We start from the raw sequence: 19,833 nt of genomic DNA, 5'->3' as shown, positions 1-19,833 counted from the left end.
ACTTTATGTGAAATCAAAAGCTTTGCCGGGCAATGTATACTTATTAAAAATAATTTTGCGAGACGATATCAAAAAGGTAAAGGACTGTGGTATAATGAAAAATCATAAAACGAGGAGGTCCACCATAATGGCGGAGCGGACATTAGCGCAGTTGCGCCCGGGAGAAACGGGCGAGATTACACGTGTCGAGGGGCGCGGTAATGTGCAGCATCGATTGATTGATATGGGAGTTGTACGAGGGGCTCGGGCAACGGTGATGAAAGAGGCACCCCTGGGCGATCCGATCGAAATTAAAGTCAAAGGTTTTAACTTATCTTTACGCAAGGCAGAAGCCGAGATGATTTACGTAAAGACGCAGGAGGAACAAGATGAAAGCGATTAAAATTGCGTTGGCGGGCAATCCAAACTGCGGCAAAACGACGGTTTTCAATAATCTCACCGGGGCGCGTCAACATGTGGGCAACTATCCCGGTGTCACGGTGGAACGCAAAGAGGGCCATAAACGTTTTGCAGGCATTGACATGCTGTTTTTGGATTTGCCGGGCACGTACAGTTTGACCGCCCGTTCTTTGGACGAAGTGGTAGCTCGTAACACCATTATTAACGAACGTCCCGATGTGATCGTCAATGTCCAGGATGCTTCCAACCTGGAGCGTAACCTGTACTTGACCGCACAGCTTGTCGAGTTGGGACAGCCGGTCGTGATTGCGTTGAACATGGTCGACGTGGCAGACCAGATGGGCATCCATATCGATTTACGAAAATTAAGTGACGCATTGGGCATCACTGTCGTACAAACGGTAGGCAGCCGCAACGTCGGAACCGTTGCGTTGCTGGAAGATGTGGCGCGTGTTGCCAAGGAAGGCAAGGCGCCGCAGATTAAGATCGACTACGGTCCGACGCTGGAACATTTGATCACTACCATGACAACAGCGATCCAAGCCCAGACGGATATTCAGTATCCGATACGCTGGCTGGCGATTAAGCTGTTGGAAAATGATCAGGAAGTACAAGAAGCGTTGCAACAACGCGGCGGTATGGAAGACGTACTCAACTTGGCGCATTGTTTACGAAATTCATTACCGAAAGAAATTGACGCAGAATTTATTTTTGCGGAAAAGCGCCACCAATTTGCAGTACAGATATTTCAACAGGCGGTAACGGTAGACCCCACATTACATGAAACACGTTCGGATAAAATCGATAAAGTATTGACGCATCGCTTTTTCGGACCGCTTATTTTTGCGGGTATGATGTGGCTGCTGTTTAACGCGGTATTCACATTGGGGGCGTATCCGCAGGAATGGCTCGATGGAGTGATTACAGACTTCGGCACTTGGCTTACCACCGTTTTGCCGGAAGGAGCCATCCAATCGCTTGTTGTGGACGGAATTGTTGGCGGCGTCGGCGCGGTTTTGAGTTTCTTGCCTTTGATTTTAATTTTATTCGCTGGCATTGCGCTTTTGGAAGATAGCGGTTACATGGCGCGTGCCGCGTTTATTTTAGATCGCATGATGCATGCGGTAGGTTTGCACGGCAAGTCGTTTATTATGTTGCTGCTGGGTTTCGGTTGTACAGTGCCGGCCGTCATGGGCACACGTTCGCTGGATAATCCGCGGGATCGTATGGTGACGATGTTGGTCGCGCCGATGATGAGTTGCGGCGCGCGTTTGCCGGTATATACGCTGTTGATCGGTGCTTTCTTTACCGCGAAGTGGGCGGGGACAGTGCTTTTCGGCATTTACATGCTGGGCATCGTGCTGGCGATTGTGCTGGCGCTGGCTTTCCGTAAATTTTTATTCCCGGGAGAAAGGGAACCGTTCGTTATGGAAATGCCGGAGTACCACGTTCCGACGCTAAAGGGTGTTTTGCTTCACATGTGGGAACGAGCGGTGCTATACTTTAAAAAAGCAGGCACGTTTATTTTGGCGGCTTCTGTGGTTGTTTGGTTTATTACCGTATATCCGCAAAATGTCCCGCTTGATCAGGATTATGACGCGTTGCGTGCCGCCGCGACACAGGAATATCAAACCCAAGCGGAAGCAGTGCTTGCGCCGTTTGCCATTAACGAAATCAATGAGAATCCGGCACTTTTCCAAGCGGTGGCAACGTTGGAAACCTTGCAGACGCAAAATGAGGAAGCGCTGGCCGCGGCGCAAGAAGAAGGAAACGCCGCCGAAGAAGAAACGCTTGCCAAGTCGTTTACCGCATATGGTCGGGAATTTCCGGTGGCGTTGCAATCGGTGGCCGAGACACAGCCGCAATACTACCCGTATGCGTTGGAATATTTTGCCTTAACGAAAGATCACGAAGAAGAAATGGCGGCGATTGATCGTGCGGAAAGTGCCGATCAACTTGCTCACAGCTATGCAGGACAATTCGGACACATGATCGAACCTGTCTTGCAACCGCTCGGCTTTAATTGGAAAATCGGCGTTTCGCTGGTAGCTGCTTTAACGGCGAAAGAAGTGTTGGTAAGTTCGCTCGGCACGATCTACAGCATGCAAGCCGATCCGGATGACAGCAGCGGTTTGATGGAACGTCTTGCCGCGGATCCCGCGTTTGATCCGTTGATTGCGCTCAGTCTGATGGTCTTTGTTTTGTTATACTGTCCGTGTCTGGCCGTACTCGCTGTGATGCGTCGGGAAACTGACTCGTTTCGTTGGCCGGCATTTGTCTTTATGTATTGTACGTCGCTTGCCTGGGTGTGCTCCTTTGTGGTTTATCAAGGCGGTCGGATGCTCGGATTTTGAGGTGAGAATATGCAAACTGTTTTTATAGGGGTGGCAGTGCTGGCGGCATTTGTCTACCTGACATGGCATTTTTGGCACGGTCTGCACGAAGAAAATTCCTGCACAAATTGCCCGGGGTGCACCGGTGACAAAAAAATGACAGGTTGCTCGTGCTGTTCCGCCGCTACTGGGGCACGCAAACAAAAATTATCGAAATAAAAAGAGCTGCGCAAAGCGCAGCTCTTTTTATTTATAAACGATCGACCGTCATTTTACTTTCTTTATGACGAGCTTTGAGTGGTCTCATCGGTTCGCCGATGGCAAGCGCTCCCATGGGCACGAAATTGGCCGGTACACGTGCTCCGTTGAGATAACGGGCATCTTTGCCGAGTTGCTGGATGGCACCGCAAATGTAGCAGGACCCTAAACCGAGCGCAGTGGCGGCCAGATGCATTTGGGTAACGATACAACCCGTATCGGCATTACGCAAACCGGAGGTCACTTTTTCATCAGCGAAAACAACGATCAGTGCCGGGGCATCATAAATCGGATTGCCTGTATTGCCGCGTTCTAACCATTCTTCCTCGAGCTTTTTCAACACACCTTCGGCCGTGATGACAGTCAAATGATAGGATTCATAACGACTCAACGAAATCGGCGCTGTGACACCGGCGTGCACAATATTCTCTAAAGCGTCGGCAGCTACGGGATTCGTCCGGTAATTTCGGGTAGATTGACGCAGGGCAAGCGCTTCTTTAAACTCCATATAGTCCTCCTATTTAAGTAACGCGGCTTCCCATTCCGTTTGGCGAAAACCGGTTAGAATATGGTCATCATCAATCACCAAGAGGGGCCGCTTGATCAGCATGCCGTCACGGGACAGCTCTTTGGCAAACTCTTCATCGGAAAGTGTCAGACGGCGTTTGGCCAAGCCGCTTGACCGATATAATTGACCGCTCGTATTGGCAAATTTTGTCAGCGGCTGATTGGTTTTTTTACTCCAGCGGAGAAGATCTTTTGCGGTCGGCGGATCTTCCACGATCAGTCTTTCTTCATAACGGATATTGTTATCGTCCAACCAGGCTTTGGCGCGTCGGCAGGTACTGCATTTCGGATAATAAATAAAAAGCATATCTATACCCCCCCTTTTGCGTATATTATACCATGTTCATTTTTGCGATATAATGAAAACAGGAACACAAAGGAGGAATAGTAATGTCCAAAATTCGTGTTTATTTCGATTTCGTTTGCCCGTACTGCTACCATGCTTGGGGCAGTTTACGAAAATTACAGGAGCAAAAAGATATCTGCCTGGAGTGGTACGGCTGGGAAATTCATCCTGAATGGCGTAACCGTAAAGCCAAAGAAAAATATGCCGGCGAACGCGCGCGCGAACAGTTTGCTGAACTCGGTAAAGAGGCCGGCATTAATGCGACGACTGCCAGATGGGATGCGTCGAGCTTTGACGCCTTGCGTGTATTGGAACTCGCGCAGGAGCAGGGTAAAGCCGATGCCTGGGTCGACCGTGTTTACACGGGCGCGTACCAGGAAGAGGGCGACATGAGCGACCGCGCAACGCTCGCAAAGTGGGCGGAGGAAGTAGGATTGAGCGGCGCTGCCGAAGTGTTGGTGGGAGAGCAATATGCTGACACCTTGAAAGAGCATGATCGGCATTGTATGGAGATTGCGTTGGAGTATGTCCCCACACTCGAAAAAGACGGCGAGATCATTGCCGATGGCGTTTTAACTTATACCGATATCGAAAAAGCACTGGCACAATGACAATAAAAAAGAGAGCCTTTCGGCTCTCTTTTTTTGTTTAAATGCGGTTCGAACTGTTAAGTACGTGTTTGATTTTATGTTGTACCATGCCTTTAATGGCGGCACGACCGGCGCCCAAGTATGTACGGGGGTCAAAATCAGCCGGATGATTTTGCAAGTGTTCACGAATCGAAGCCGTCATCGCTAAGCGCAAATCGGTATCGATATTAATCTTGCAAACGCCCATGGTACCGGCTTTACGCAGCATTTCTTCCGGCACACCGCGTGCACCGGCGACGTCGCCGCCGTATTCATTACACTTCTCGACAAATTCGGGAATGACGGTGGAAGCGCCGTGCAAAACGATCGGATATCCGGGCATCAGTTCAGAAATGTGTTGCAGACGTTCAAAATCAAGATACGGTTCGCCTTTGAATTTGTACGCGCCGTGGCTGGTGCCGATCGCAATCGCGAGCGAGTCGCAACCGGTGCGTTCGACAAATTCTACAGCCTGATCCGGATCGGTGAACCGGGCGTCACGCGCGGATACGGAGATGTCGTCTTCGACACCGGCCAAGCGCCCGAGCTCCGCTTCGACGACAACGCCTTTCGAATGCGCGTATTCAACGACCTTTTTGGTCAACGCGATATTTTCTTCAAAGGGATGTTTGGAGCCGTCGATCATGACGGAATTAAAACCGCCATCGACGCAGGCTTTACAAATTTCAAAATCTTCGCCGTGATCCAAGTGCAGACAGATCGGCAGGCCCGTATCACTGACAGCGGCCTCCACCAATTTGACAAGGTAAATATGACGGGCATATTTACGGGCGCCGGCGGAAACCTGCAAAATTAACGGTGACTGTTCTTCTTTCGCGGCATCGACAATGCCCTGGATGATCTCCATATTGTTGACATTGAATGCGCCGATCGCGTATTTCCCTTCATACGCTTTTTTAAACATTTCAGTAGAGCTGACAAGCGGCATGAGATAACCTCCTTAAGGCTAACGGAAATAATGAGATAAATGCCGTTCAAGAACGGCGTTCATATCCGGTGCAAGCGGCGCGCTGACGCGAACCGTTTGGCCGGTATATGGCTGCATGAAAGTAAGGGTAGCGGCATGTAAGGCTTGCCGCGCAAGAATATCTCGGGATCCTCCGTACAAATCATCTCCCAGCAGCGGGTAGCCGAGATGGGCGAGGTGCACCCGAATTTGATGCGTTCGTCCGGTTTTCAGACGGATACCGAGGTAGGAAAGTTGTTGATTCGCAGCTAAGCGTGTGACATAGGTAACGGCGGGTTTGCCTGCCGTCAGATTCACTTCACGTAAAATGATACTGTCCTTACGGCGGGCAATCGGCCAGGCAATTTCGGCGTACGGTGTAAAGAATCGCCCGGGCACTAACGCCCTATAGGTACGCTCGACCGACGCCAAGTGGTTGCGGTTGAGCGCATGCTGCGCCTGTGGCGATTTTGCCACAAGAACCAATCCTGAAGTATTTTTGTCCAAACGTTGTACGAGATGCGGATATGCATCCGTATCATGCCGTTCGAAATACGCGGAAAGCGCATGCAGAAAGGTCTTTTCACGCTCCTTTGCCGTCGCGTGAACCAACATGCCCGCGGGTTTATTGACGACGATATATTGCGCATCTTCATAGCGAATATCCAACGGTATATGCCAGGCCGGCGGTCGCGCGGGAACGGGCCACTCCAGCGAGATTTCCGCGGCGCACGGAGGAAGTGTGTGGAAATCGACACGTCCCCCGTTGCAAAAGACCGTTGCTTCTCTGCGTAAGCGTCGTCGTTCGCGTTGGGAGATACCCAATAAACGTAATTGCTGACTGACGGTCTTACCCGCCAGGGCATCCGTCACTATCCATTTCATCGGCATAACTCTATTATAATATGAAAAGCCTTTGTTTGCGGTATTTTTCGCATCGATGTGCTGACATGTGACAAAGTCGCAAAACACGGTTCGCGGTTGCAAATATGGTATAATGACATGTATTTGAATATAGTATAGCATAATGGGAGGAATCTATGAGCAAACCTCGCCTTGTCTTAATTGACGGTAACAGTTTACTGTATCGCGCGTTCTTTGCGCTACCGGCGTTAACCGATCCGCAGGGAAATCCGACGAATGCGGTATACGGTTTTTTACTGATGTTGGCCAAAGTATTTGAGGATCTTAAGCCGACTTACTTAGCGGTGGCATTTGATAAAGGAAGAGTGACGTTTCGCAATGAGCTGTATGCGGACTATAAGGGAAATCGACCGGATGCCCCCGATGATCTCGCACCGCAGTTTGGTCTGATCCGGGAAGTGCTGCAGACACTCGGGATCGCGCAATACGAAAAAGAAGGCTACGAGGGCGACGATCTGATCGGCACGCTCAGTAAACGCTACCGCGACGAATGCGATGTCGCTATTATCACCGGAGATCGCGATACATTGCAGCTGGTCGACGATGCCACTACCGTGTATCTGACGAAACGGGGCGTGACGCAGTTGGAAGCGATGACGCCGGAGACGGTGTTGGAAAGCACGGGTGTCACTACCGAGCAAATCGTCGACTGGAAAGCGCTCATGGGCGATACCTCCGATAACATTCCGGGCATAGCCGGTATCGGTCCAAAAACAGCGTCCAAGTTGCTACAGCAATTTCTGACGCTCGATGAAATTTTTGCCCGTTTGGATGAGGTCAGCGGTAAAAAACTGGTTGAACGATTGACGGAAAATAAAGATATTGCCTACGTTTCTCGCGAACTTGCGACGATTAAAACGGATGTGGAGATTTCGACCGACTTATCCGAGATGGAACCGCAGGGACGTGTCGATGAAGCGCGTACACTGTTCGAGCGACTCGGTTTTCGCAGTATGCTCGGAAAAATGCAGGCAGCGCATATTATCGCCGGAGATGAAGGCCTGTTTGCGCAACCGTTGCAGGAAGAGCCTGCCGACATGGTTGTCGTTACCGATGCGAAACCGAGCGTGTTAAAAGATGCGGATCGCGTGGCGGTCAGCGTGACAACCGCGGGTAAAATTCCGCATCTTGCATTGAAAGAACTCGCGGCGCTGGTGGACGATACGCTCTACTATTGGCAGGATGAATCCGCCACGGAAGCGCTCCGCATCCTTCTCGGCGGCGAAGCGCAGATTATTACCGACCGCGCCAAATTGCTGTACCAGGCGGCGGGCATTTTTACTTCGGTCGCAGAACTGTTTGACGTCACATTGGCCGCGTACGTATTGAATCCGACGCGCACCTCGTATCCCGTCACCTATTTAGCGGATGCCTACCACGTACCGACGCCGTATCCGTATGAGGACGGGGAAAAAATGCTGGCGGCTCGCGCCCAAATGTTTGCGCAGTTGGTAGAGCCGCTTACAGCGGAATTGAAAGCGAACGGCGCATGGGATCTCTACATGACGTTTGAGATGCCGTTGACGCAAGTGCTGGCGGCGATGGAGCATACGGGCATCGCGGTTGATCAAAATAAGCTGGCCGCGTTAAAAGGCGAGTTCACTGCGCAGGCGGAAACGCTTGCCGCTGAGATTTATGAATTGGCCGGGGAAACATTTAATATTTTAAGTCCGCAACAACTGTCGAATGTTTTGTTTACTAAACTGGAGTTACCGCCGGGACGCAAAACGAAGACCGGTTATTCGACGGATGCCGAGGTTTTGAACGGCTTGCTCAAGGAACATCCGATTGTGGCGAAAGTACTCAGCTACCGCACAATTACTAAATTGATTTCGACATATCTTGACGGGATCGCGGAATTGGTTGATCCGGAGACCGAGCGGGTGCATACGACCTTTAATCAAACGGTCACGGCGACGGGGCGGCTCAGCAGTTCCGACCCGAATTTGCAGAACATTCCCGTGCGTACGGAGGAAGGTCGCCGCATCCGTTCACTCTTTGTACCGGGCAAAGGTTTTAGCGGCTTCATGTCGGCCGACTATTCACAGATTGAATTGCGTATCCTCGCGCACCTTTCCGGGGATGAAAAACTGCGGGAAGCTTTCTTACATCAGGAGGATATCCACCGTCGCACCGCCGCGGAAGTGTTGCATAAAGATCCGAAAGACGTAACGGCCGCGGAACGTTCGCATGCCAAGGCGGTCAACTTCGGAATTATTTACGGCATCAGTGATTACGGTTTGGCGCGCGATCTCGGCATCAGCCGCGAAGAGGCGGGCGCGTATATTGAAAAATATCTCGAGCGCTATCCCAAGGTTCGCCAATATATGGCGGATTCGATTGCAGCGGCGAAAGAATCGGGGCGCGCGGAAACGATGTACGGACGTTTTCGCGTCTTACCGGATATTCACAGCCGCAATTTCAATCGACGTTCTTTTGCCGAACGCACGGCCCTCAACACGCCGATTCAAGGGGCCGCGGCGGATATTATCAAGCGCGCGATGAATAATGTGTATTGGGCGCTGGTTCGTAACCGGCTGAAAAGTCGCATGCTGCTGCAGGTGCACGATGAACTCGTATTGGAAGTCGTCGAAGAAGAGCGTGACATCGTTACGCAAATTTTAGAAATGCACATGCCCGGCGCCGCGGAACTGGCGGTGCCGCTGGTCGTAGATATTCACTACGGCACGAATTGGGAGATGGCGAAGTAATGCCGGAATTGCCGGAAGTGGAAGTCATTTGTCGCCAGCTGAACGAAGTGTTGCCCGGTCAGGAAATTACAGGGATAAAAGTTCATCTCGCCAAAGCCTTTGCGGATCCGCAAGGCTTACTCCCGGAACTGATCGGAACCCGTTTTACCGAGGTACAGCGGCGCGGAAAATACTTGCTGCTCTATACCGAACGGTTGGTGCTCGTAGGGCACTTGCGAATGACGGGAGCGCTTTTGTATCGGACACACGCCGCTTCGATTTCGCATGTACGCGTTGAAATCCGGCTCGCGCCGCCGGCGGTATTGTATTTTAAAGACGTGCGCACGTTCGGCGGCCTGACGCTGTTGCGCCGTGCCGACCTCGCTATGTATCCGCCGCTGCTGAAATTGGGACCGGAGCCGCTTTCTCCGCAGACATCGGAGCTTGCTTTATATACTGCTTCGCGAGGACGCAAGGTGGCGCTTAAAACCTTGCTGTTGGATCAGCGGGTCATCGCCGGCGTCGGTAATATTTATGCGGATGAAGCATTATTTCTGGCCGGATTGCGACCCAAAATGCGCGCTGATCGTTTAACACGACCGAAAGCGCGGCGCTTGCTGGCAGCACTCAAAACGGTCTTTACGCAAAGTATCGAGGATGGCGGCACTTCATTTCGGGATTACCGCGACAGCGCCGGTAAACGAGGCTTGCATGTGCAACGCCTTGCCGTATACGGGCGCAAAGGTTTGCCTTGCAAGCGGTGTCAACGTCCGTTACAAAGCATTCGTTTAGGAGGCAGAACGACAGTGTATTGTCCTCACTGTCAAAAATAAAAATGAAGAAAATCGGTCTCACCGGCGGCATTGCTTCCGGTAAAAGCGAAGTCAGCCGTTGGCTGCAACAACATGACGTACCGATCCTTGATGCGGATTTGGCCGCTCGCCTGGTGGTAAAACCGGGGCATGCGGTTTACGATGCTATAGTGGAAGAGTTCGGCGTGGGAATTTTACAGCCGGATCAGCAGGTGCATCGTGCTAAATTAGCGGATGTCATTTTCAATGACAACGCGGCCCGCAAAAAGCTGAATGCGATTATGCATCCGGCGATTTTGGATTGGTTTGAACGGGAATCGGACCGACTTGCTGCGGCGGGTGAGCCGTTTGTGGTGTGGGATATTCCGCTTCTGATCGATCTCGGCTGGCAAAATAAAGTCGATCAGGTGTGGGTGGTGCGCGCCACGCGGTCGCAACAGATTGAACGCTTGCGTCTGCGCAACGGTCTTTCGGAAGAAATGGCGAAGCGGCGTCTGGCGGCGCAACTGGATCCGCAGCTGCGGGAAAATTTTGCCGATGTCATCATCGATAACAGCGGCAGCTTACTGGACACGTATCAGCAATTGGAAAGATTATTAAAAAACTTACGGGAAGAAACTCATGCGTAAACGAACTTGGTGGTCGCTTTTCATGCTCGTGTTCGGCTTTTGGTATTTTTTATACGGAGCCGACTATATCGCGTACAACTATTTTCACAAAGTATCCTACCCGTCGCTGGTGGAAACCTATGCCAAGAAAAATGACTTGCCGCCGGAGTTGGTGGCGGCCGTGATTTTTACCGAAAGCCGCTTTCAGGAAAAAGCGGTTTCGCCCCGCGGCGCGATCGGCTTAATGCAGTTGATGCCGGTCACGGCTCATTGGATTGCCGAGCAGCGGGATACAAAAGTGCGAAACCTTGCCGATCCGGAGGAAAATATCGCCAACGGGACATGGTACTTACGTTATCTGTATGATAATTTTCACTCTCCCGTACTTGCCCTGGCAGCCTATAACGCGGGGCGAGGGCATGTGGAAGAATGGATGGATACATACGGCTGGCATGACCGTGCTCCTGCGGTAGAAGAAATTCCGTTTCCGGAAACGCGCGAATTTGTAGCGAGTGTGCTGCATTACCAGGCTGTTTATGCGGAGTATTTTCACCCGCATGAGGACGAACAACATGGATAGTAAAACATATGAAAATGTATTAACGGAAATGGAAAATGCGGTTGATTTGCCGGCCGCGATCGGTTCATGGAAACGCCGCGAGCTTTCCGCGGAAGAGCGCGAACGGCATGTTTTATTTTGCTATGAAGAAGCTACTTTCGGCTGGCGTATTTTAGGCTTGTATGCAGATGAAACCGCCGACTTTATGGTGAAATATGATTTGGGTCTCATTGTATTGACGGATATCCGGTTTACATATGACAGTGCGGCGGATTTTTGGAAGATTCTCCAAGCCGATTTTGTACGAGTGGTCACAGATCGTTTTGTGCGTCGCAGCGAAACCGCATCGGTATTGGTGAAAAACGCCGGTATTTTGGATTGGGAGAGCGAACATGGCATACCGGAAGCGTGCCGCCATTACCGTCGCGTTATTGTGCCTTCGGCGCCGATTCTCGGCTTAAACGGATCCTATATTATTTTGGCGTATGCCGATGCCACCAATACGAAGGGAATACTGTTTTTCTACAATGTATTTCGTGATGACTTCTTTGCCGAGACGCGAAATCAAGGTGTTCCCGGCATCTTGCACGATTTTGATGCGGCCACGGTAAAAGAGCTTTCGCAAAAAATCGAAGCGCATTTGGCGGGGACTTTGTCCGCCTTGGACGGATGAAATTTGCGCGACTTTTTTCGATATGATATAATGACATAAATAATTAATGGTTTTTTATGGGAGGAGTGAGCCGCGGCTCACTCTTTCTTGCAGTTACACACTTTGCAGGGAGGGATAACATGGCGCAGAAAAAAGTCGCAGTGCGCGTAGAAGAATTGGCGGAACCGTTGGTGAAAGCGGCCGGAATGGAACTTGTGGATGTGGAATATGTGCGGGAGCAGGACTGGATCTTGCGAGTCTACATCGATAAAGAGGGCGGCGTGGATCTGACAGATTGCCAGACGATGAGTGAAGCACTCAGCACCGCGCTGGATAAGGCGGACTTTATTGCCAACAATTATTTATTGGAAGTATCGTCTCCCGGCATTGACCGTGTATTAAAAAAAGACCGTGATTTCGATCGTTATGCCGGTAGCGAAGTCGATGTGAAATTATACAGTGCCCGTGCCGGTCATAAAGAATTTACAGCGACGCTTTTAGGCTATACGGAGACGGCGCTGCAATTGGAAACCGAAGCGGGAAAAGAAGAAATTCCGCGCGCCGACATAGCGACGGTACGGTTGCACGTGTCATTTTAGCAGGGGGGAAGAAATGAATCAGGAACTATTACAAGCGGTGCAATTCCTGAAAACGGAAAAAGGTTTGACCGCGGACGTTATATTCGAATCGCTTGAAGCGGTATTGCTCAGTGCATACAAACGCGAAACCGGAACGCATGCCGAAGCGACGGCGACGATTGATCGGGAAACGGGCGTGTACCATATTTTTGTGACCAAGACGGTAGTGGAAGATGTCGAAGATCCGGAATTGGAAATTTCGCTCACGGATGCGCAAGCATTAAACTCGGCGTATGCGCTGGGCGATCTCGTGCAGCAGGAAGTGACGCCGAAAAATTTCGGTCGCATGGCGGCGCAGACCGCAAAGCAAGTCATGACGCAACGTTTGAAAGAAGCGGAACGCAATGTCATTTATGATGAGTTCGCCGGCCGTGAAGGGGATGTCCTGACCGGCATGATCGAACGAATTGACAATAAAACCGTATACGTCAGCTTGGGTAAGACAGAAGGCATTTTGCCTTCCACCGAGCAGATCCCCGGCGAACGGTACCGTCCGAAAAATCGATTGAAATGTTACGTGGTAGAAGTAAAGAAAACGTCCAAAGGACCGCAGATCATCTTGTCACGGACACATCCGGGATTGTTGAAACGGCTCTTTGAATTGGAAGTACCGGAAATTTATGACGGTACGGTGGAAATCAAGTCCGTGGCTCGCGAAGCGGGTTCACGTTCGAAAATATCGGTGTACTCCGTGGATGGAAACATCGATCCGGTAGGTGCCTGCGTCGGTCCGAAAGGACAACGCGTGCAAAATATCGTGGATGAGTTGCATGACGAAAAGATCGATATCGTGCGCTGGGATGAAGATCCGGCGCTGTATATCGCCAACTCACTCAGCCCGTCAAAGGTCATTTCGGTCAGTGTCTGGGATGAAGAAAAAACATCCCATGTTATTGTTCCGGATTACCAATTGTCGCTGGCGATCGGTAAAGCCGGTCAAAACGCACGCTTGGCGGCCAAACTGACAAATTGGAAGATTGATATTAAGAGTGAATCCCAAGCCGCGGAAGAAGGTTTTGAAGACTTCTACGATGACGATGAGGAAGATTTGCTTGCGGAATTGGATGCGACCATGGGAGCGGCGCAGTCCGAAGAAACGTTGCCTGTCGATGAGGTGACCCCGCATGATGAAGAAAACTAAAAAATTACCGCTGCGACGTTGTGTCGGTTGCGGCGCGATGAAAGATAAACGGGATATGGTTCGCATCGTGGCTCCCGCGAGCGGAGAAATTAAACTGGATCCCACCGGTAAAGCGCCCGGACGCGGCGCCTACATTTGTCCCAGCGCGGAGTGTTTGGCAAAAGCATATACTTCGCACGGTTTAGAACGGTCGTTGAAACGCAATGTACCGGAGCAGGTGTACAAAGACCTGCAGGAGCAACTGGCATGAAATCGGAACGTGCGTTGTCCCTATTGGGAATTGCTCAGCGTTCCGGAAATGTGATTTCGGGGAGTGACACCTTAATTAAAACGTTGCGCAATGGCGACGGTGAGCTCTTGATCATTGCTGCGGACTGTGCCCGTAATAATCGTGAAAAGCTGGTCCATTTGGCCGAACGCGAACAGATCGATTATTGCTTCGCGGCCACGGCAACGGCAACGGAACTGGGAGATGCGATCGGCAAAGCCCGACGCGTCGCCGTACTGATCATGGATCGGGGATTGGCAAGGGCCGTTCGTGAACGACTGAACGAGTAAGGAGGAGTTATATGCAGAAATTTCGAGTCTGGGAATTAGCAAAACAATATAACAAGACAGATAAAGATATCATTTCGACATTGAAATCGCATAATGTGGAAGTCAAAAGTCATTTGAGTGTCGTGGACGAAAAAACCAAACAATTGTTGGATCGGGTGTACGCAGATAAGCAGACAACCCGTTCGGCAGAAACTAAAACGACGTCGACCAAACCGACGGAAAAGCAGCCGCGTCGTCGCCGACCGGCACGGACCGTGCGCTTCGACCAGCAATCGGGCAAACCGCAGGAAGAATTTTTAGTTGACGGTAAGGGGCGCAAATTAGAAACGAAGCCGAAGGCGCAACCGCGCCCGCAAAAGGTTGCGGCAAAACCGGCCGCCAAACCGGCCCACCCGAAGCAGGCCACCGCGAAACAAGCGGAACCGGCTAAAAAGCATGAAAACGGTGGTAACGCGCAGCAGAAACATGCCGAAAGCGATGCTAACGCTTTGCGCCGGACACCGAAAAAAGCACAACCGACGGCGCGTCCTACGGGAAAACCGATGGCGGACGAAGGCCAGCGTTCTTCCCGCCCGGTCGAAAAACGTACGCATAAGCCGACCCAACGCACGCAACCGTCGAACCGCAATATTGCGGATCACAATGCGCCGGCGAAGCAGGAAGAAGCTTCCGGAAATGAGCGCGGCGGACGTAAAGGCAATCGTTATCAACGTCGCAATCAGCGCGGTCGGAACCAAAACAAAAATGACCGTCGCGGAAAAGAACGCGGTACATCGTTATTGGCGCAATCGATCAAAAAGTCCCGCACCAAGGGTAAGAATAAAAACGAGCATGCTCGCGCCAATGCGGAGGCCGTTACTGAAGTAGCGATGCCGCCGTCCGTAACCGTAAAAGAAATTGCCGAATTGTTTAAAAAAGAAGTCGGCGATGTAATCAAACGGTTAATGTTGCTCGGCATTATGGCTACGATTAATCAGGAAGTCGATCGTGATGCGGTCGAATTATTGGCGGAAGAATACGGCATTACGTTACTCGAGATGGAACCGGAAGAAGACGGTACGGAAATTCCGGAAATCGAAGACGCGCCGGAAGATCTTTTACCGCGTCCGCCGGTAGTGACGATCATGGGTCACGTTGACCACGGTAAAACATCGCTTCTGGACACGATCCGCAAGACTCACGTGACGGCTCGTGAAGCGGGCGGCATCACGCAGCATATCGGTGCGTATCAGATTCGGTACCAAGGCAAGAAAGTAGTGTTTCTGGACACGCCGGGGCACGAAGCGTTTACGGCGATGCGCGCGCGCGGCGCACAGGTAACGGATATTGCCGTCCTCGTAGTCGCCGCCGACGACGGTGTTATGCCGCAAACACTGGAAGCGATTGACCACGCGAAAGCGGCGAAAGTGCCGATTATTGTCGCGATCAATAAGATGGATAAACCGGCCGCTAACCCGGACCTTGTCAAACAGCAGCTGGCGGAACACGGGCTGTTGCCGGAAGACTGGGGCGGCGATACCATCATGGTACCGGTATCCGCGAAAAAACATCAGGGCATTGATGACCTGTTGGAAAACATTTTGCTGGTAGCGGACGTATTGGAACTGAAAGCGAATCCGAATCGTAACGCGATCGGCGTAGTTGTCGAAGGGGAACTGGACAAAGGTCGCGGTCCGGTCGTTACCGTTCTGATTCAAAACGGTACGTTGCGTACCGGTGACGGTATCGTTTCGGGTACGGCATTCGGTCGTGTCCGCGCGATGAACAACGAACGCGGCGATCTCATTAAAAAAGCGGAACCGTCGACACCGGTCGAGGTACTCGGCTTATCCGATGTTCCGACGGCGGGTGAACTGCTGTACGCTATGGATGAACGGGATGCGCGCAACATTGCGGAAAAACGCATTGCCAAACAGAAATACGAAGAACAAAATCGTTCGCAGAAAGTCACCTTGGATGATCTTTTCAATCAGATCAAAGAGGGTGAACTGAAAAGCTTAAATATCGTTATCAAAGCGGATGTACAAGGTTCGGTTGAAGCGCTGCGTCAGTCCTTTGAAGGGATTAAAAATCCGGAAGTGCGGATTGATGTCGTGCATGCCGGCGTCGGCGCGATTTCCGAATCGGATATCATGCTGGCCTCCGCGGCGAATGCGCTGATCATCGGCTTTAACGTACGGCCGGATGCAAATATCCGCAAAATTGCCGAACAGGAACAGGTGGATATGCGCACGTACCGTGTCATCTATGATGCGATTGACGATATCAAGCAGGCAATGCAGGGCATGTTGGCACCGAAGTTCCGTGAAGTTGTCTTGGGACGTGCGGAAGTGCGTCAGGTGATTCCGACGCCGAAGGTGATTGTTGCCGGTTCGTACGTTACGGAAGGCAAGATTACTAACAATGCGGAATTGCGTTTGATTCGCGACGGCATCGTTATTCATGAAGGCAATGTCGCATCGCTCCGCCGTTTTAAAGATGACGTTAAAGAAGTGGCGGAAGGATATGAATGCGGGATTTCGATTGAAAGCTACCGCGATGTCAAAGAAGGCGATGTTTTGGAAGCCTTTACCCAAGAAGAAATTGAACAAACGATCGACTAAAGGGAGGTGCTGTAATGTCCCAATTACGTGTGCGTAAAATGCAGGAATTTATCAAGCAGGAGATCGGTCAAATGCTGCTTCGTGACTTGAAAGACACCCGACTCGGATTTGTCACGGTTACGGAAGTAGCGGTCACCGGTGATTTGCGTGAGGCGACTGTCTACGTAAGTTTGTTCGGCAGCGATGAGGAAAAAGAAAAATCCTTTGCCGCACTCCAAAACGCCACCGGCTTTATTCGTACCGAGCTCGGTAAAAGGTTGCAAGTGCGTCATACTCCGGAAATTACGTTTGCCGTAGATCGCTCGATTGATTACGGTGATCATATTGAACGGGTACTGAAGTCGATTAAGGACAAAGAAGAATCGCAAAACAGACGGGAAGGTGCGGTCGATGAAGATCAGTGAAGACAGACTGCGTCAGACATTGGAAAGCGTCAAGTCGGTACTGGTAGTCGGCCACGTTAAACCGGACGGCGATTGCCTTGGTTCAGTTTTGGCGATCACGGAAGCATTGCGCGCCCGCGGCGTAGAGGCCGATATGCTGGTCGACGACACCATTGCGGAAAAATATCTGTTCTTGCCGTTGGCGAAAGAAATACACCGTGAACTTCCCGACAAAAAGTATGATCACATTTTGTTCATGGATTTAAGTACGCCGACACGCGCCGGCGATTATGCCTGGCCGGAAAACGTGCCGATTGTGAATATCGATCACCATACTTCGAATCCTGATTACGCAGACATGCTTTATCTCGAGGATGATGCTGCTGCAACCGGCGAAATTTTAACCCGTCTCTTTATGCAGTGGGGCTGGGATATTACGCCGTCCATGGCGAATGCACTCTACATGGCGATTGCTACCGATTGCGGCTTTTTCCGCTACGGCAATACGACGGCGCAAACGCTTGCAATGGCGGCCGAGTTGGTAGATCGCGGCGCCCGCCCCGACCGTATTTCGCAGGCCATGGATTCGTTGCCGAAAGAAGCGTTGACGATTTTGGGGCCGATCATGTCCACATTGCAATTTGCGGCCGATCACCGACTGAGTTATATCGTTATGGATCAAGCGGCTATCGAGTCCGGTCGCCATTATGTCGACACCTATCTCGATTTGGCGCGCAATATCGAAGGTGTGGAACTCACGCTGCAATTTAAATATGATAAGCCGCAAAAAACGTATGTAAGTTTCCGCTCAAAAAACAGTGTTGATGTCTCGGTTTTGGCGGCGCAATTCGGCGGTGGCGGGCATGTTCGCGCGGCAGGTTGTACGATGTACACCGACCTTGCGACTGCGATCGCCGAAGTGTTGCCGAAAGCGGAGGCGGCGCTGACTCATGCAGGGAATCATTAATGTACTGAAGCCGGCCGGCATGACGTCACATGATGTCATTTACGTTTTGCGAAAGATTTACGGCATTCGTAAAATGGGCCACTCCGGTACGTTGGATCCTTTAGCCGCGGGCGTTTTGCCGGTATTTCTGGGCAAAGCGACGCGGCTTTTGGCATGGGCGCCGACAGAGCCGAAAGTGTATCTTGCGGAGTGGTTGGTGGGCATCGCTACCGACACCGAAGATACGAGCGGCACGATTGTACAACAAATGAGCGCTATCCCCAAACTTACGGCAGAACAACTCGAAACCGCCGCCGCGTTATTTCGCGGCACGATTTTACAACGGCCGTCGCAATATTCCGCGATTAAAGTGGATGGACGTAAAGCCTATGAATTGGCGCGGAAAAATCAGAAGGTGGAATTGCCTGCGCGTGAAATTACAATCCATGAATTTACGGATATTTCTTACCAATTACCGTATTTGCGCGCGCGTGTCGTTTGCTCGCAGGGAACGTATATCCGCGCGTTGGGAAGAGATTTCGGTGAGGCCCTGGGCGTACCGCTGACGATGTCATTTCTGGTGCGGGAACAGGTCGGCAATTTTACGCTGGAAGATGCGTGGACACTCGAAGAAATTCGGGCGGCGAAAGAGGCGGCGCTACGTCCTGCGACGGATGCTGTACGCCATTTGCCGCAATATCGGGTGCCGACTGCAGCGGCGGAACGCTTTCGCCACGGTCAGACGATTCGCGGCACGATCAGTGATGTGACGGCTTTGTGGTGCGATGAACAATTCATCGGTCTCGGCAAACCGGCGGAAGAAGGGGGCATACGTCCTTATAAAGTGTGGGTGGAAGAATGAAACGAGCGATATATGAAACGGCGGCACGCCGTACCGTTTTAACTATCGGCAATTTTGACGGCGTGCATCGCGGGCATGTCGAAGTCCTTCGCACCGCTCGCGCACTCGCGGATCGCGAAACAGCCCGGCTGGTGGCCGTGACGTTTACGAAAACCCCGAAAGCGGCATTAACGCCGGAGGCGTATGCCGGTGATTTATTGACGCTTGCGGATAAAGAAAAATATCTGCGACTGCAGGGCGTGGATGAAATTATCTGGCTCCAACCGACGGTTGCGCAGATGCGCCAAAGTGCGACGGAGTTTTTGCACATGCTGCAAAACAATCGGCACGTCGTCGGTGTGGTAGTGGGAGAAAACTTTCGTTTCGGCGCCGACGCGCAAGGGACGGTTACGACCTTACAAAATTATGCCAAAGACGCCGGCTGGGAAGTTATTTCCGTACCGTTACTGCAAGACGGCGGCGACGTGGTCAGCAGTTCGGAAATTCGCGCGGCCATATTGGCGGGTGAACCGGAACGGGCAGCGACATTGCTCGGACGGTATTGGTCGATTGATGAAGCGGTTTTACACGGCGATCAACGCGGTCGCACACTCGGTTTTCCTACCGCCAATATGGCGTTGCATGAAGATCGTGTCGCACCGCGTAACGGTGTATATGCTACCGTGGCCCGTTATGACGGGACCCTTCTTAAAGGCGTTACTAATGTCGGCACCAATCCGACATTTACCGATGTACCGACGCGGGTGGAAACCTATTTTCCCGATTTTTCCGCGGATTTATACGGGAAACGCTTCCGTCTGTTTTTTGTTGCGTATCTGCGGCCGGAAGAAAAATTTTCCGAGGTCGCCGCTTTGGTTGCGCAAATGCATATTGATACCGAACGTGCGTTGCACAATTTGACTGAAAAATTAAACATTGACATGTGCCGGTAAGCTTGTTAGAATATGGAACAATACCC

At 51.4% G+C, this 19,833-nt stretch carries 21 protein-coding genes; 17 read left to right on the top strand and 4 right to left on the bottom strand.

Annotation, left to right across the window (positions count from 1 at the left end):
* Positions 1–127: 127 nt before the first annotated feature.
* Together RDN69_RS02635 and feoB are read left to right on the top strand one after the other, a co-directional pair.
* Positions 128–382 carry a FeoA family protein gene (locus tag RDN69_RS02635; protein ID WP_024048534.1) on the top strand — a complete coding sequence of 85 codons (255 nt, stop codon included), beginning with the start codon at positions 128–130 and terminating at the stop codon, positions 380–382.
* A complete protein-coding gene (gene feoB / locus RDN69_RS02630) occupies positions 369–2,753 on the top strand; it encodes a ferrous iron transport protein B (protein ID WP_024048535.1) in 2,385 nt (794 codons plus the stop codon). Before RDN69_RS02635 ends, feoB begins: the two co-directional genes overlap by 14 nt.
* Positions 2,754–2,982: 229 nt before the next feature.
* Here feoB and RDN69_RS02625 read toward each other — a convergent pair whose 3' ends face one another.
* Together RDN69_RS02625 and RDN69_RS02620 are read right to left on the bottom strand one after the other, a co-directional pair.
* Entirely contained in the window at positions 2,983–3,498 is a 516-nt protein-coding gene (locus RDN69_RS02625) for a nitroreductase family protein (protein ID WP_024048537.1), read from the bottom strand.
* 9 nt (positions 3,499–3,507) lie between these two features.
* A complete protein-coding gene (locus RDN69_RS02620) occupies positions 3,508–3,864 on the bottom strand; it encodes an arsenate reductase family protein (protein WP_024048538.1) in 357 nt (118 codons plus the stop codon).
* 83 nt (positions 3,865–3,947) lie between these two features.
* Between RDN69_RS02620 and RDN69_RS02615 the strand changes: the two genes are divergently transcribed.
* Entirely contained in the window at positions 3,948–4,514 is a 567-nt protein-coding gene (locus tag RDN69_RS02615) for a DsbA family protein (protein WP_024048539.1), read from the top strand.
* 37 nt (positions 4,515–4,551) lie between these two features.
* On the opposite strand, the gene fba is transcribed toward RDN69_RS02615, so the two are convergent.
* Together fba and RDN69_RS02605 are read right to left on the bottom strand one after the other, a co-directional pair.
* Complete coding sequence (fba, locus tag RDN69_RS02610) at positions 4,552–5,481, bottom strand: class II fructose-1,6-bisphosphate aldolase (protein WP_024048540.1); 930 nt, start codon at positions 5,479–5,481, stop codon at positions 4,552–4,554.
* An 18-nt stretch (positions 5,482–5,499) separates the two neighbouring features.
* Entirely contained in the window at positions 5,500–6,384 is an 885-nt protein-coding gene (locus RDN69_RS02605; RefSeq protein WP_024048541.1) for an RluA family pseudouridine synthase, read from the bottom strand.
* Positions 6,385–6,539: 155 nt separating this feature from the next.
* Between RDN69_RS02605 and polA the strand changes: the two genes are divergently transcribed.
* The 14 genes from polA to ribF all read left to right on the top strand — a co-directional run bounded on the left by polA (position 6,540) and on the right by ribF (position 19,807).
* Positions 6,540–9,134 (top strand): DNA polymerase I, encoded by a 2,595-nt coding sequence (gene polA / locus RDN69_RS02600; protein ID WP_273259921.1) that lies wholly within the window; start codon positions 6,540–6,542, stop codon positions 9,132–9,134.
* On the top strand, positions 9,134–9,946 hold the full coding sequence (gene mutM / locus RDN69_RS02595) for a bifunctional DNA-formamidopyrimidine glycosylase/DNA-(apurinic or apyrimidinic site) lyase (RefSeq protein ID WP_024048543.1): 813 nt from the start codon (positions 9,134–9,136) through the stop codon (positions 9,944–9,946). Before polA ends, mutM begins: the two co-directional genes overlap by 1 nt.
* 2 nt (positions 9,947–9,948) lie before the next feature.
* Positions 9,949–10,554: a dephospho-CoA kinase gene (gene coaE / locus RDN69_RS02590; RefSeq protein ID WP_024048544.1), complete on the top strand. Its 606-nt coding sequence runs from the start codon at positions 9,949–9,951 to the stop codon at positions 10,552–10,554.
* The gene (locus RDN69_RS02585) at positions 10,547–11,113 is read left to right on the top strand and encodes a lytic transglycosylase domain-containing protein (protein ID WP_024048545.1); all 567 of its coding nucleotides are present in this window, start codon (positions 10,547–10,549) and stop codon (positions 11,111–11,113) included. The genes coaE and RDN69_RS02585 overlap by 8 nt, the downstream gene beginning before the upstream one ends.
* Entirely contained in the window at positions 11,106–11,765 is a 660-nt protein-coding gene (locus RDN69_RS02580) for a hypothetical protein (protein WP_024048546.1), read from the top strand. The genes RDN69_RS02585 and RDN69_RS02580 overlap by 8 nt, the downstream gene beginning before the upstream one ends.
* 119 nt (positions 11,766–11,884) lie before the next feature.
* Entirely contained in the window at positions 11,885–12,343 is a 459-nt protein-coding gene (gene rimP, locus RDN69_RS02575; RefSeq protein ID WP_024048547.1) for a ribosome maturation factor RimP, read from the top strand.
* A 13-nt stretch (positions 12,344–12,356) separates the two neighbouring features.
* Positions 12,357–13,523 carry a transcription termination factor NusA gene (gene nusA, locus RDN69_RS02570; RefSeq protein ID WP_024048548.1) on the top strand — a complete coding sequence of 389 codons (1,167 nt, stop codon included), beginning with the start codon at positions 12,357–12,359 and terminating at the stop codon, positions 13,521–13,523.
* Entirely contained in the window at positions 13,507–13,773 is a 267-nt protein-coding gene (rnpM, locus tag RDN69_RS02565) for an RNase P modulator RnpM (protein WP_024048549.1), read from the top strand. Before nusA ends, rnpM begins: the two co-directional genes overlap by 17 nt.
* Positions 13,770–14,081, top strand: coding sequence for a L7Ae/L30e/S12e/Gadd45 family protein (locus RDN69_RS02560; protein ID WP_024048550.1), 312 nt, complete (start codon positions 13,770–13,772; stop codon positions 14,079–14,081). The genes rnpM and RDN69_RS02560 overlap by 4 nt, the downstream gene beginning before the upstream one ends.
* 11 nt (positions 14,082–14,092) lie before the next feature.
* Positions 14,093–16,684, top strand: coding sequence for a translation initiation factor IF-2 (infB, locus tag RDN69_RS02555; protein ID WP_024048551.1), 2,592 nt, complete (start codon positions 14,093–14,095; stop codon positions 16,682–16,684).
* A 14-nt stretch (positions 16,685–16,698) separates the two neighbouring features.
* Positions 16,699–17,088, top strand: a complete 390-nt coding sequence (gene rbfA, locus RDN69_RS02550) for a 30S ribosome-binding factor RbfA (RefSeq protein ID WP_024048552.1) — start codon at positions 16,699–16,701, stop codon at positions 17,086–17,088.
* Positions 17,075–18,034, top strand: coding sequence for a bifunctional oligoribonuclease/PAP phosphatase NrnA (locus RDN69_RS02545; protein ID WP_024048553.1), 960 nt, complete (start codon positions 17,075–17,077; stop codon positions 18,032–18,034). The genes rbfA and RDN69_RS02545 overlap by 14 nt, the downstream gene beginning before the upstream one ends.
* Positions 18,018–18,875, top strand: coding sequence for a tRNA pseudouridine(55) synthase TruB (gene truB / locus RDN69_RS02540; RefSeq protein WP_024048554.1), 858 nt, complete (start codon positions 18,018–18,020; stop codon positions 18,873–18,875). The genes RDN69_RS02545 and truB overlap by 17 nt, the downstream gene beginning before the upstream one ends.
* Positions 18,872–19,807: a riboflavin biosynthesis protein RibF gene (gene ribF, locus RDN69_RS02535; RefSeq protein WP_273259908.1), complete on the top strand. Its 936-nt coding sequence runs from the start codon at positions 18,872–18,874 to the stop codon at positions 19,805–19,807. Before truB ends, ribF begins: the two co-directional genes overlap by 4 nt.
* The last annotated feature ends 26 nt before the right edge of the window (positions 19,808–19,833 follow it).

Origin of the sequence: uncultured Negativicoccus sp. (assembly GCF_902480485.1) — a bacterium.
Taxonomy (GTDB): Bacteria; Bacillota; Negativicutes; order Veillonellales; family Negativicoccaceae; genus Negativicoccus; species Negativicoccus succinicivorans.
This window is presented reverse-complemented; position numbering and strand designations above follow the sequence as displayed.

What these genes read in the sequence shown, in the direction of transcription:
- RDN69_RS02635 (WP_024048534.1), top strand. Translation starts at nt 128, where the DNA reads ATGGCGGAGCGGACATTAGCGCAGTTGCGCCCGGGAGAAACGGGCGAG.
- feoB (WP_024048535.1), top strand. Translation starts at nt 369, where the DNA reads ATGAAAGCGATTAAAATTGCGTTGGCGGGCAATCCAAACTGCGGCAAA.
- RDN69_RS02625 (WP_024048537.1), bottom strand. Translation starts at nt 3,498, where the DNA reads ATGGAGTTTAAAGAAGCGCTTGCCCTGCGTCAATCTACCCGAAATTAC.
- RDN69_RS02620 (WP_024048538.1), bottom strand. Translation starts at nt 3,864, where the DNA reads ATGCTTTTTATTTATTATCCGAAATGCAGTACCTGCCGACGCGCCAAA.
- RDN69_RS02615 (WP_024048539.1), top strand. Translation starts at nt 3,948, where the DNA reads ATGTCCAAAATTCGTGTTTATTTCGATTTCGTTTGCCCGTACTGCTAC.
- fba (WP_024048540.1), bottom strand. Translation starts at nt 5,481, where the DNA reads ATGCCGCTTGTCAGCTCTACTGAAATGTTTAAAAAAGCGTATGAAGGG.
- RDN69_RS02605 (WP_024048541.1), bottom strand. Translation starts at nt 6,384, where the DNA reads ATGAAATGGATAGTGACGGATGCCCTGGCGGGTAAGACCGTCAGTCAG.
- polA (WP_273259921.1), top strand. Translation starts at nt 6,540, where the DNA reads ATGAGCAAACCTCGCCTTGTCTTAATTGACGGTAACAGTTTACTGTAT.
- mutM (WP_024048543.1), top strand. Translation starts at nt 9,134, where the DNA reads ATGCCGGAATTGCCGGAAGTGGAAGTCATTTGTCGCCAGCTGAACGAA.
- coaE (WP_024048544.1), top strand. Translation starts at nt 9,949, where the DNA reads ATGAAGAAAATCGGTCTCACCGGCGGCATTGCTTCCGGTAAAAGCGAA.
- RDN69_RS02585 (WP_024048545.1), top strand. Translation starts at nt 10,547, where the DNA reads ATGCGTAAACGAACTTGGTGGTCGCTTTTCATGCTCGTGTTCGGCTTT.
- RDN69_RS02580 (WP_024048546.1), top strand. Translation starts at nt 11,106, where the DNA reads ATGGATAGTAAAACATATGAAAATGTATTAACGGAAATGGAAAATGCG.
- rimP (WP_024048547.1), top strand. Translation starts at nt 11,885, where the DNA reads ATGGCGCAGAAAAAAGTCGCAGTGCGCGTAGAAGAATTGGCGGAACCG.
- nusA (WP_024048548.1), top strand. Translation starts at nt 12,357, where the DNA reads ATGAATCAGGAACTATTACAAGCGGTGCAATTCCTGAAAACGGAAAAA.
- rnpM (WP_024048549.1), top strand. Translation starts at nt 13,507, where the DNA reads ATGATGAAGAAAACTAAAAAATTACCGCTGCGACGTTGTGTCGGTTGC.
- RDN69_RS02560 (WP_024048550.1), top strand. Translation starts at nt 13,770, where the DNA reads ATGAAATCGGAACGTGCGTTGTCCCTATTGGGAATTGCTCAGCGTTCC.
- infB (WP_024048551.1), top strand. Translation starts at nt 14,093, where the DNA reads ATGCAGAAATTTCGAGTCTGGGAATTAGCAAAACAATATAACAAGACA.
- rbfA (WP_024048552.1), top strand. Translation starts at nt 16,699, where the DNA reads ATGTCCCAATTACGTGTGCGTAAAATGCAGGAATTTATCAAGCAGGAG.
- RDN69_RS02545 (WP_024048553.1), top strand. Translation starts at nt 17,075, where the DNA reads ATGAAGATCAGTGAAGACAGACTGCGTCAGACATTGGAAAGCGTCAAG.
- truB (WP_024048554.1), top strand. Translation starts at nt 18,018, where the DNA reads ATGCAGGGAATCATTAATGTACTGAAGCCGGCCGGCATGACGTCACAT.
- ribF (WP_273259908.1), top strand. Translation starts at nt 18,872, where the DNA reads ATGAAACGAGCGATATATGAAACGGCGGCACGCCGTACCGTTTTAACT.